The organism is Nostoc sp. ATCC 53789 (assembly GCF_009873495.1).
Taxonomy (GTDB): Bacteria; Cyanobacteriota; Cyanobacteriia; order Cyanobacteriales; family Nostocaceae; genus Nostoc; species Nostoc muscorum_A.
On sequence record NZ_CP046703.1, the window covers coordinates 7,328,766 to 7,340,101 of the forward strand.

The 11,336-nt window shown below is 44.0% G+C and carries 10 protein-coding genes; 5 read left to right on the plus strand and 5 right to left on the minus strand.

The window, feature by feature from the left end; genetic code table 11:
• The first annotated feature begins 5 nt into the window (after positions 1-5).
• The 3 genes from GJB62_RS30160 (at position 6) to GJB62_RS30170 (ending at position 2,155) form a co-directional block, all read left to right on the plus strand.
• Positions 6-317 carry a DUF3007 family protein gene (locus tag GJB62_RS30160; protein WP_114080315.1) on the plus strand — a complete coding sequence of 104 codons (312 nt, stop codon included), beginning with the start codon at positions 6-8 and terminating at the stop codon, positions 315-317.
• Positions 318-432: 115 nt separating this feature from the next.
• Positions 433-1,251, plus strand: a complete 819-nt coding sequence (gene trpA / locus GJB62_RS30165; RefSeq protein WP_114080314.1) for a tryptophan synthase subunit alpha — start codon at positions 433-435, stop codon at positions 1,249-1,251.
• A gap of 241 nt (positions 1,252-1,492) precedes the next feature.
• On the plus strand, positions 1,493-2,155 hold the full coding sequence (locus GJB62_RS30170) for a heterocyst differentiation related protein (protein WP_114080313.1): 663 nt from the start codon (positions 1,493-1,495) through the stop codon (positions 2,153-2,155).
• A 145-nt stretch (positions 2,156-2,300) separates the two neighbouring features.
• On the opposite strand, the gene GJB62_RS30175 is transcribed toward GJB62_RS30170, so the two are convergent.
• A complete protein-coding gene (locus GJB62_RS30175) occupies positions 2,301-4,199 on the minus strand; it encodes a serine/threonine protein kinase (RefSeq protein WP_114080312.1) in 1,899 nt (632 codons plus the stop codon).
• A 163-nt stretch (positions 4,200-4,362) separates the two neighbouring features.
• On the opposite strand from GJB62_RS30175, the gene GJB62_RS30180 reads away from it, so the two are divergent.
• Positions 4,363-4,851 carry a hypothetical protein gene (locus GJB62_RS30180; protein ID WP_114080311.1) on the plus strand — a complete coding sequence of 163 codons (489 nt, stop codon included), beginning with the start codon at positions 4,363-4,365 and terminating at the stop codon, positions 4,849-4,851.
• 324 nt (positions 4,852-5,175) lie between these two features.
• Here the strand turns inward: GJB62_RS30180 and GJB62_RS30185 are convergent, their stop codons facing one another.
• Complete coding sequence (locus tag GJB62_RS30185) at positions 5,176-5,826, minus strand: hypothetical protein (RefSeq protein ID WP_245246051.1); 651 nt, start codon at positions 5,824-5,826, stop codon at positions 5,176-5,178.
• Between the two features lie 201 nt (positions 5,827-6,027).
• Positions 6,028-7,128, minus strand: coding sequence for a D-alanine--D-alanine ligase family protein (locus GJB62_RS30190; RefSeq protein ID WP_114080310.1), 1,101 nt, complete (start codon positions 7,126-7,128; stop codon positions 6,028-6,030).
• A 340-nt stretch (positions 7,129-7,468) separates the two neighbouring features.
• Here GJB62_RS30190 and GJB62_RS30195 point away from each other — a divergent pair, with 340 nt between their 5' ends.
• Entirely contained in the window at positions 7,469-9,160 is a 1,692-nt protein-coding gene (locus GJB62_RS30195; protein ID WP_114080309.1) for an NAD-binding protein, read from the plus strand.
• A gap of 161 nt (positions 9,161-9,321) precedes the next feature.
• Here GJB62_RS30195 and def read toward each other — a convergent pair whose 3' ends face one another.
• Entirely contained in the window at positions 9,322-9,852 is a 531-nt protein-coding gene (def, locus tag GJB62_RS30200) for a peptide deformylase (RefSeq protein WP_114080308.1), read from the minus strand.
• A 78-nt stretch (positions 9,853-9,930) separates the two neighbouring features.
• Positions 9,931-11,172 carry an HhoA/HhoB/HtrA family serine endopeptidase gene (locus GJB62_RS30205; protein ID WP_167756001.1) on the minus strand — a complete coding sequence of 414 codons (1,242 nt, stop codon included), beginning with the start codon at positions 11,170-11,172 and terminating at the stop codon, positions 9,931-9,933.
• Positions 11,173-11,336: the final 164 nt, after the last annotated feature.

Below are 11,336 nucleotides of genomic sequence, written 5' to 3' on the forward strand. Positions count from 1 at the left end.
CTCTCATGCGACGGATTGACGCTATTGGAATTGGCTTAGGTGTTTTTATTGCCGGCGGCTTGGCTTATGTAACGTTGCAGCTAGTCGGTTTGGACACTCAGAAAGCTGGTATATGGAGCCAAGTCTTACTAGTCAGTGGGTTAATTGGCTGGTTAGCGACCTATTTTTTCCGTGCGGTGGGACAAAAAATGACCTACCACCAACAACGGGAACAATATGAGCAAGACTTTCTGCAAAAGCGGCTAGATGAGCTTACTCCAGAAGAGCTAGCACGAATTCAAGCTGAAATAGAACAAGAAGAGCAATCTCAGGTGTAAAGTTATCATTGGTTAGTTGTTATTTGTCCTTTGTCATTAGTCATTTGTCCTTTACTAATGACCAATGACTAATGACCACTGACCAATGACCACTGACTATTGACACTTGACTAAAATGACTGCGATTTCTGATTGCTTTGAAACCCTTGGGCGGAATCATGAGTGCGCTCTGATTCCGTTTATTACTGCTGGCGATCCAGATTTAGAAACAACAGCAAAAGCTTTGCAGGTTCTAGATCAAAATGGAGCCGATATTATTGAACTGGGCATACCTTATTCCGATCCTCTAGCTGATGGGCCAGTAATTCAAGCTGCTGCTACCCGCGCTCTACAAAGGGGCACAAAATTGGAGCATGTACTGGAAATGTTGCAAGGGATTACTCCCAAATTGCGATCGCCCATTGTTCTGTTTATCTATTACAACCCAATTTTGCATCGGGGAATTGACAAATTTCTCCAGGAAATAGCTGCGGCTGGGGTAGCAGGATTAGTAGTACCAGATTTGCCCTTGGAAGAAGCAGCAGGCTTGCTCGAACCAGCTAAGGAGATGGGAATTGATGTAATCTTATTGGTAGCTCCCACCAGCGATGCTAAACGAATCGAAGCGATCGCTCATTCTTCTCAAGGATTTATTTATTTAGTCAGCGTCACTGGGGTTACAGGAATGCGATCGCAACTGGAAAACCGCGTGTCCGATTTACTCAAACAAATTCGTGGTGTTACTGAGAAACCCATTGGTGTAGGCTTTGGCATCTCCGAAGCGGCACAAGCCCGTCAGGTAAAGGAATGGGGCGCAGATGCGGCGATCGTGGGTAGCGCTGTTGTCAAACGGTTGGCAGAAGGCACACCAGAGCAAGGATTAAATGCGATCGCCCAATTTTGCCAAAGTCTCAAAGCAGCCATCAAAACCAGCACAAATACTCCTCTTGATTAGAACGTAAAAGTAGATTAAAAAGTATAACAGCGTAGTTTTTCTATCCTTGTTTGGTAGACAATTTGACCATTATGGTTTTGAATATTAACATCAGATATCATGATGTAAAAAAACTAGCTGATACGGTCGCTTATAGTTTGAGTATTATGTGAAGTCAAGTAGGCATAATTTATGAGTGTGAGTGTGAGAGTGAGTCAGTCACAAATGATTATAGTTGCGTCGCAATTGAGGAGCATAGGCGATGAGTGAGAGTATGGCGTTTATCGGCGGGGTCGCCGTAGCTGGGCTGGCGGCTCTCGTATTGCTCAAAGGAACAAATACCCCGCTACAACCTAATTTTGCTGTTGCTCCGCAAATGCCAGGTACTGTAGTAGCGCCGGGAATACAGCCACAAATGTATCCTTACGGCCCTTATGGGCAACCAATGTATCCCAATCCGAATCAGCCACCAACCGCTACCAGTGCTGACCAACGTCTGGAGATGGAAAAGCTGAATACGCAGATGCAGCTGGAGCGTTTAAAAAACGACAATGAACAGTTGAAGTTGCAAAATCAACAACTCCAAGGACAAGTTCAAAATTTCAATACTCAGCAGCAGTGGCAACAAGCCCAGCAGTATAACCAACAAAAAGTAGCAGCACTCCAGCCGCAAACTTCTTGGTGGTCTTCACCCATGCTTTGGGCTGTGGGAGGCGCAACTCTGACTATTGGTGGTGGTGTTGTCGTCGCTGGAGTATTGGCTTTGTTCTCGCCACGGCAGCGTCCAGCCCGTACTGTACAAGTGATTCACCCCTACCAAGGAAATACGCCGCCCTTGGTTCCAGTTCGTCGCGCTGAGTTTTTGCCGGCTTCGCGGATGGAAGCAAGACGAGTTGAAGCCCCAGAATACGACGAAATGCACTAATCGGGAAAATCAAATAACAGATAAACCCGATTTAAAATCTCGTTTCCAGGTATAACCTGGAAATTTTTTTATTGGACTGCTTCTGCGAATTTAAAAGGCAGAGTCTATTTGAAAGTATTGCCAAGGATATAAACACTCGTAACTGTTAAAAGTCGCTTTTAGGAGTTTCTTTGCTATTGGGATTCTCTTTAGTGGCAGGTTGGTTAGTATCGGGAAGTTTTTGTTGGCTACTCTTCGGATTACCTTGATTTTTTAGTTGAGTTAGTGCCTGTTTTGCCAGATTTTCGGCTGCTTGTTTAAACAATGGTTCTATTTTGTTTCGCCAGTATTTAGTATTAGGCAATTTTTCTGGATGGTTTCTATAATCTAAAACTTTATCCCATTTACCATCATCTATTGCTTTGTTGATCTCATTAGATAACGCCTCTGCCTTAGCCCAATCATCTTGCCACTGGGCAATCATTTTGCCCGTTTCTTGGATACCAGAAGCAGCATTTGCTGGAATTGATTTTAAAAGTGCGATCGCTCCAACTATATCCCCTGAATCATACTTCTGTTTTGCTTGCTCTATAATATTGGCACTGTTATCACTAGGCTGCGATCGTTCTGATTTGTCAACATCGTCAGTTGACCCCTTCGGCTTTTCTGGTAAGGGAGTTGCTACATCACTAGATTTTGCTTTTGGCTTGGGAGTTGGTCGAGTAGCAATCAAGCTACTATCATTTACTGTCTTAGTTGCAATACCTTTATCGCGCAAGCAAGAAGACCATTCTTGATTATTGATGATCACGGCCGGGTGTGCCCAAGCTAAACGGCCAGATTTAAGTTTAACTTCTATCCAACCTCGTTTTGTCCGCTTACCTGTTACCTCGAAACTGGTGTTATCGGCAACTGTTTGCAAAATATTATCAGAATTTATCGAACTAGGTTCAGAACGGATATTAGAATTTCCGACGACAAGAGCCGAGCATTTGTTTACTAAAGTAGTATCCTTACCTGTAAGATTTAAAGCTAAATTTTTCACATTCGGATATACATTTGCGACTAAGGCAGCCGCACCACCCGCTAATAATATGCCAATTAATATTGGCCATGGGTCGGATTTACCAGAGTCTTTACGGACAGGTTTGACAGGATTTGCTGGTGCAAATGCAACCGTTTGCAACCGAGATACTTGAGGTCTAGATTTGGTGGATTCTTCAGGTTTCGAAAGTGTAGCTACAGGATTAATCGCATCTTTACAGGCTTGCAGTGCTTCCGTGGCGTTTTGATAGCGGTCTTTGAAGTGATAACGCACCATTTTTGTCAACACTGCCGCCAGTCGGTAGTTTACGGTTACTGATTGCTGCCAAATGATTTCGCCTGTTTCCGGGTCTTCTTGCAATGCTGTTGGCAATAATCCTGTTAGTGCTTGAATGGCGATGATGCCGAGAGAATAAATATCACTGTTGGGGCGGGGTTTACCTTGCCCTTGTTCTGTGGGCATATAGCCAGGAGTGCCAATAACGACTGTGGCAGATGCTTGTCCCCCCACTATTACCATCTGGGTACGCAGTTGCTTCACTGCCCCAAAGTCCACTAAAACTAACTTATTATCTGAGGCGCGACGGATAATATTATCCGGTTTGATGTCCCGATGAATAACGCCTTGGCTGTGGACAAATTCGAGAATTTCTAGAACTTCTTGTAATAGTTGAATTACTTGGCTTTCACTCCAGCGTTTACCAGGTGTAAGTTCTTCAGCTAGGGTATGTCCTTCAATATATTCTTGTACTAAATAAAATTCTTGGTTTTCATCAAAATACGCTAGCAGCCTGGGTATTTGGTCATGGTTGCCCAGTTTTTCTAAGGTTTCGGCTTCGCTGTTGAACAGGCGTTTTGCAGTATCAAAAACTCTGGGGTCAGTTCCGGGTTTGAGGTGCTTGACAACGCAAATGGGGTTGCCGGGCCGCCTAGTATCTTGGGCAATATAAGTTTGACCAAATCCTCCCATTGCGAGGACTCGAATTACTTGGTAACGATGGTCTAGTAGCTTGCCGATCATATTCCCTCCCCAGAGTTATTACCTAATTGTCCAGCTGGTAATAAATATCTCCAAATTTTCTTCAATGAAATCCGCTATCTTGAGAAAAGATTTAGATTAAAAACGCAGCTTTTTTATAAACGCAGACTGTTTATTTTTCTTTTAGTGCCCCTGTTTATTACCAATGCCACCGAAAATAACAAATCCAGTTGCATGGCAGCAGGCTGAAATTCTCATGCAACCTGCTTTCATTCGCGTTATCGATAATATCCGCAAGTCCCTTGATGAATCTTCTTGGACGGGAACTTACCATGATGTCCTGATTTGGCCGCCTAACACCACTGATGAAATCAAAGCATTGGTGACTGAGTTGTTGCAAGCAATGGAAACTGCAACGCCCCAAGAAGCCGATGAAATTAGAGAGACTCTTACTCGTTTGCCGATGCCCCATCCAGGATATCATCTACGTTTGCAGCGTCAACAGCAAGAAGCGAGTATCGATTTGTGGGAATTGTGTTATGAGGTGTGTTTTATTGAATACAGCCCACAGAAAGAAGCTGCTGAGATTGATACTAGTTTAATTGATGAACTGGGTGAAGTGGATTGGCTGCGTTTGGATGCTAAAGCAAAAGATTTAGTTGAACACGCGTTTGCTAAATTGCCAGAAGGATGAAGGAGGCAGGAGGCAGAAGGCAAGAGGCAGAAGGCAGGAGTCAGAATCGAGATGCTCTTGCTAGCAAGATTCCCGTAGGAGTGCGCGGACTCGTTCATAGGTTACTATGCCGTACCTACTTCGTGTAAGCAAGCTACGCACAGCGTCTCGTAAAGCCTTCTCTACGAGACGCTGCGCTATCCGCTTTTTCGGTCAGAATACCTTTTCTGCATTCTGACTCCTGACTCCTGAATTCTGTTCGATAAAATTAGTAAAGGCACGGTATAACCGTGCCCTAATTCGCAAAAAGTATTATTTTGAAAAGTTTTTTGCTTTACATTAAATTTAATACTGGCGTAAAATTGCAGACAATGAACTATTTTTACGAAGATCCATTAAGTCTGCCAAAGAATCTGTGCGCGTATCCAAGTGGTGCTTGTGTTCTGCTGGCAGAACCGTCACCAGATGTTTTGCTTTAGGTTGCATCTGCATTAGCGGCATCAGTTGTGGCTGTGGCACAAAAATTGGTTGGTTCTTGGGAAGGCGTGGTTCCAATCTTTGGTACTGGCTTTGTGCCAAGCGTGCCTGATGTCGTTTAACCTGTTTTTGGACTTTCTGCGGTTGCGTTTTCCGATTAAGCATTTTGAAAACGAGCAAAGAACCACCACCACAACTGAGGACGATCGCAGCTACCATCCATAAAGGTGTAGGGTTACTATTCTCAGAGGGCACACTGATTGGTTCTTCAACAATAACTGGGATTGTTTCTGGTTCTTCTTGTGCTACCTGTCCAGCATTACCTAAGCTATACAGGGCAAAGGCACCACCTCCTAAAAACATGGCTAAACACCCAGTTAACAATAGCCAAGGATGATGTGTTACCAGATATATCAGAACATTCGAGCTTTGTTTTAATCTCGATTTCCTGTTTGTCAGCTCTGGAGTAGCCCTTCTGAGTTGGGTTGGCTCGCGCTGTACACTCTGACTTTTTTCCATGATTACTTTCAGATTTGTACCCCTCTAGTCAATAAATTGTACTGGAGGAGTCAAGCATCAGGTATCCGTAACAAAATTTCAGATTCCAGTAGCTTTTTTGTAAAACAGAAGCTACCAAATCCGACTAAGTTTTGTCAAAATTGTGTATTTCTTATGACTTCTCGCCGTAATGCTCTGAAATCAGTTTGCTTATTTTTTCTGTCAGCTAGGAGAATACCTTTCAAGAGCAAGTTGAATTAACCGATCAACTAATTCTGGAAAGGAGACTCCACTATGGGCCCAGAGTTGGGGATACATACTCGTCGCCGTAAACCCTGGCAACGTATTGATTTCATTAATCAAAACCTCTTGTGTCGCTTCCACATAGAAGAAATCGACCCTTGCCAATCCCGCAGCATCAACAGCTGCAAAGGCTTCCAAAGCCATGTCCTGAATTTTACGAGCGATCGCATCTGGAATCAGTGCTGGAATCAGTAAATCTGCCCGACCTTCTGTATATTTAGTTTCATAATCATAAAAATCACTATCATAACTAATCTCTCCAACGACAGAGGCTTGGGGTTGATCGTTGCCTAAAACAGCACACTCAACTTCCCTGGCGACGACACCAGCTTCTACAACCAGTCTTCGGTCATAACTGGCGGCATTATCTAAGGCGGCTTCTAATTCTTGGCGCGATCGCACTTTGGCAATCCCCACTGATGAACCCAAATTAGCAGGTTTGACAAAAGCGGGATAACCTAATGCTGCCTCAATCTCATCACACAGTTTCGGAAAAACGCAAGGATTAGACCAAACTTGCGCTCTAGTTATCGCTTTATATTTTACCTGTGCTAGTCCCGCTTGCTCAAAGGCCATTTTCATGGCAATTTTATCCATCCCCATCGCCGAACCTAACACCCCAGAACCAACAAAGGGGACTTGCATCAAAGTTAATAACCCTTGAATTGTCCCGTCTTCACCGTTGGGACCGTGGAGAACGGGAAACCAAATATCCACTTGGGCAACTTGAGAGGGAGATTCCCATTTACTTAGGGTTTGGGCTTGAGGATTGGATGTCAGATTTCCCTCAGAAGTTGATTGTTCAGCTTCCAAAAGCGGACTGCCTGTTTCTAAAACCTTTTGGGGTACTTCTCCCGCTAGCCAGCGTCCATCTTTTTGGATGTAAAAAGGAAGTATTTCGTACTTACTAGCATTTTCCTCTGCACTCAGGGCTTTAGCGATCGCCCGTGCTGATTTGATTGAAACTTCATGTTCTCCCGAACGACCGCCAAACAGTAACCCCACCCGCAGCTTAGTCATTTTCGGTTCCTCGACACTTCTCAAGCAGATAGCGTATCACAACCTACAAAAATTGCCATATTTTTCTATATTATTTTTTGCCCCTTCAACGAAGAGGCAGGGAGCAGGGAAGGATTAGGGGACGAGGGGGACGAGGGGGACAAGGAGGAATTATTGAACAAGTCTCTTCCTTGTCTCCCCCCTCTTCCTTGTCTCCCTTGTCTCTTCTCTATGCCCCATGCCCCCTGCCTTCAATTAAAACAATCGTGTTGTCAGCTACAGTAATATTCCAGGAAAATGGGCAACAATATTGATCAATAACTAGAAATGCAGCCCTACCTGTAAAAGATGCTGCCGTTTCATGAAACCCAGAATTATTGTTTGCGGCTTAGGACGTACCGGATATAAAACCTTTCGTTTGCTGAGACATCAGGGAGCCTTCGTTGTTGGCATTCATCACCAATCTATCCCTGGCGAAACCGCAGGAGATGTGATTGTTGGCGATTTACAAGCAGCTTCTACCCTAACAGCAGCAGGAATTCAACAGGCACACACTATAGTCATCGCTGGCTCTAAAGATGCTCTGAATTTGTCTATTATGATGCAAGCGCGGGTGCTGAATCCTCAGATTCGGATTATCAACCGTTTTTATAATACAAATTTGGGCGAGCGCCTAGATCAAAGTTTGCCAGACCATTTGAGTATGAGTGTTGTGGGATTAGCAGCACCCGTATTCACCTTTGCAGCGATGGGAAACCGAGCGATCGGACAAATCAAATTATTTCAGCAAACTTGGCCCATTCATGAAGAATACATTGATGAAAACCACTTCTGGAAAGGTCTAAAGCTGAGTGAATTGTGGGAAGACCGATCGCGGATGCTGATTTATTATTTGCCAGTCAAAGGTGAGATGGATTTGGTGTCAGGTGTCATATCTGGACAAGAGATCCAAGTAGGCGATCGCTTAATTATTGGTACACAACCCCGTATCCGTTCTCCCCGCAGGTCATTGATTAAAAAACTGCTGAAAGTCATGACTAATTTTAAGCAGTTTCAGCAACATGGGCGATCGGTATTGATAGGTGCTGTTGTGTTACTTGCAGTTATTGCGATCGCTACACTCACCTATATGTCGGCTCAGTTGAGTTTATCTCCTGTCGATGCTTTATATTTTTCTGTAGGCATGATTACGGGAGCGGGTGGTAATGACAAAGTAGTAGAAAATGCTCCTAACAGTATTAAGTTATTTACTGTTGTGATGATGTTGGTTGGAGCGGTGGTGATTGGTATTTGGTATGCAATGCTCACCGATTTTGTCTTAGGAAGCCGCTTTAAGCAATTTTGGGATGCAGCCCGCATTCCTCAGCGATATCACTACATTGTTTGTGGCTTGAGTGGGATTGGGGTGAGAATTGTCCAGCAACTTCACGCCAGCGGACATGAAGTGGTAGTAGTTGAACCCGACTCCAATAACAAATATATCAACACTGCCCGAGAACTAGGTATCCCCGTGATTCAGGGCGATGCCAGTTTCCGCACAATACTCAAATCCAGCAATATAGACTCTGCTGCCGCAGTGATTGCTGTTACTAGCAATGATGCCACCAATCTGGAAATTGCCCTCAAAGCCAAAGGCTTGACACCCAGCATTCCGGTGATTGTTCATTATGCCGATCCCGATTTTGCTGGCATAGCTCAACAGCTATTTGGCTTCGAGGCAGTACTGAGTCCGGCTGAACTAGCAGCCCCAGCTTTTGCTGCTGCTGCACTAGGAGGACGCATTCTGGGCAATGGCATCACAGCCGATAGCCTTTGGGTAGCTTTTGCAACTGTGATTACACCTTTACACGCCTTTTGTGGTCAGTGGGTGAAAGATGTAGCCATGTCTGCTGACTGTGTACCTTTGTACGTAGAAACAAATCACCAAACCCTTCACGGTTGGGATTTATTAGAGACAAGCCTCAGTGCTGGTGATGTTTTATATATGACTATGCCAGCGACACGGCTATATCAATTGTGGCGGGATGAGCGAGTTTGCGAAACACACGCTTAAATAATTCGTAATTCGTAATTCGATTCGTAATAAATACACTACTTCCCACTCCAATACTGTTCGGTTAAGGCAAGAGACGGCGATTTATCGCGTCTTTGTGATCTAAAATTTTCATCAAAAAACCTTAACCAAACCGTATTTTCCCTACTTCCCACTCCCATTTATTTGTTAACTACTCGTTCTTGATATTCCTGCTCAGTAATCATATCAAGAGTGTTTTCTAGGCGATCAACAAATACGATACCGTCGAGATGATCGTACTCGTGTTGAAAAATCCGAGCAATAAAATCGGTTAATTCTTGCTTTTGTAAATTGCCTTGAGAGTCAGTGTATTCCACTTCAATAGATTTATAGCGAGGAACTAACCCTCTAATTCCGGGAACACTTAAACAACCTTCCCAATCTTTGACAACTTCAGTTGAATGAGCAATGATTTTGGGATTAATCATAGCAGTAGGTTCCATTTCCGGCGCGTTGGGATACCTGGCATTAGGACGGGAAGCCACAATAAATAAACGATAAGATTGTGCTACTTGAGGCGCAGCAATTCCCACGCCGTTAGCCTTGGCAACAGTGGCAATTAAGTATTCAATTAATTTCTGGATATGCTCATCTTGAATATTCTCAACCCAAACAGCTTTTTGGCGCAATGTTGGATTGCCTAATTGAATGATTGGTGCTAATTCAGTCATGATAAAACTATTTTGGGGAATGGGGAATGGGGCATTGGTATTCACTAATGACCAATGACCAATGATAAATGACAAACTTTATCCTTCTCGTCTTGCGGGTAAAGCAGCAGGTTGAACTGCTATTTGGACAATTTGCCCATTGCGTTCCACCTGTATTGGTAACTTAGTACCGATTTTGCTATTTTCTACCAGCTTTTGTACTTCTTCAATTTTAGTAACAGGCTGGCTGTTAATGCTTTTAATCACATCACCGACTCGTAGTCCAGCCACAGCTGCTGGCGATCGCGGCACAATCTCAACCAGCAAAACGCCCTCATCTGCTGTAAGATTTAAGCGATCGCCTGCTTTATCTCTTATTTTTTCTTTAATTTCTGGTGTCAGTGTCACCATCTGAACACCCAAATAAGGATGATCGACTTTGCCTGTAGCAATTAATTCCTGGGCAATTTTTTGTGCAGTGTTAATGGGGATAGCAAATCCCAAACCTTGAGCGCCTCGGATAATAGCTGTGTTCATCCCTATTACCTGCCCACGAGCATTAAGCAATGGCCCACCAGAATTACCAGGGTTAATCGCAGCATCGGTTTGGATGTAATCAACCCGCTTGTCACTAGCACCGATATCTCTACCAGAACGACCTGTAGCACTAATAATCCCAGAAGTGACGGTATTATTCAAGCCTAAAGGGTTGCCAATAGCTATTACTGCTTCTCCTGGTTGTAAAGCATCAGAGTTACCTACAGATAAGGTTGGCAGATTATTAGCATCAATTTTGATCACAGCAACATCCGTTACTGGATCTTCACCTAGTACTTTACCGTCAAAAGTCCGACCATCTTTGAGTATGACAGTCACTCTATCAGCACCATCTACCACATGGGAATTGGTCAAAATTTGACCTGAAGAATTAATAATAAATCCAGAGCCACTACCGCGCTCTACCCGTTGTCTAGGCTGTGGCGCTGCGTCTCCAAAAAACCGCCGGAAAAATGGATCGTTAAATTCGTCTGGTACGCGAGAAGTGATTGTTCGAGAAGAATCAATGCGAACTACCGCAGGCCCCACATTTTGTACTACTTTTACCACAAAATTAGGATCTCCAGACGACGAGAAAATCGGCGGGGGGACAATTCCCTGATTGGGTTCTATTGTTTCTTGGGGTTGAGTGTCACTTTGTCGAGTTTCAAAGGTCTTAGCTGGTACAAGAGAGCAGCTTCCCAAGAACACCATCGCTACCCCATATAAGAGCATCCACCCCCTCTGGGGCAAACCCCTGGTATCAGTTTTTTTGGGTGCTAAGTCATGGTTTGTTGTCTTCATGTATCGTTGCTTCTCCGTGTCAGTCGGTGAGTGTTAGGATCTTGCCTACTGGGTATGTCCCAAAATGATTACAACTTAAAAGCTTATTCTAGGTCTAGCGTGTCTGGATGCTAAATTGATGCTTTATCTTCTATTGTGACGATTAGCAGCAAAGGTGGTGGATA

What these genes read in the sequence shown, in the direction of transcription:
- GJB62_RS30205 (WP_167756001.1), bottom strand. Translation starts at nt 11,172, where the DNA reads ATGAAGACAACAAACCATGACTTAGCACCCAAAAAAACTGATACCAGG.
- GJB62_RS30170 (WP_114080313.1), top strand. Translation starts at nt 1,493, where the DNA reads ATGAGTGAGAGTATGGCGTTTATCGGCGGGGTCGCCGTAGCTGGGCTG.
- GJB62_RS30190 (WP_114080310.1), bottom strand. Translation starts at nt 7,128, where the DNA reads ATGACTAAGCTGCGGGTGGGGTTACTGTTTGGCGGTCGTTCGGGAGAA.
- def (WP_114080308.1), bottom strand. Translation starts at nt 9,852, where the DNA reads ATGACTGAATTAGCACCAATCATTCAATTAGGCAATCCAACATTGCGC.
- trpA (WP_114080314.1), top strand. Translation starts at nt 433, where the DNA reads ATGACTGCGATTTCTGATTGCTTTGAAACCCTTGGGCGGAATCATGAG.
- GJB62_RS30175 (WP_114080312.1), bottom strand. Translation starts at nt 4,199, where the DNA reads ATGATCGGCAAGCTACTAGACCATCGTTACCAAGTAATTCGAGTCCTC.
- GJB62_RS30185 (WP_245246051.1), bottom strand. Translation starts at nt 5,826, where the DNA reads ATGGAAAAAAGTCAGAGTGTACAGCGCGAGCCAACCCAACTCAGAAGG.
- GJB62_RS30160 (WP_114080315.1), top strand. Translation starts at nt 6, where the DNA reads ATGCGACGGATTGACGCTATTGGAATTGGCTTAGGTGTTTTTATTGCC.
- GJB62_RS30195 (WP_114080309.1), top strand. Translation starts at nt 7,469, where the DNA reads ATGAAACCCAGAATTATTGTTTGCGGCTTAGGACGTACCGGATATAAA.
- GJB62_RS30180 (WP_114080311.1), top strand. Translation starts at nt 4,363, where the DNA reads ATGCCACCGAAAATAACAAATCCAGTTGCATGGCAGCAGGCTGAAATT.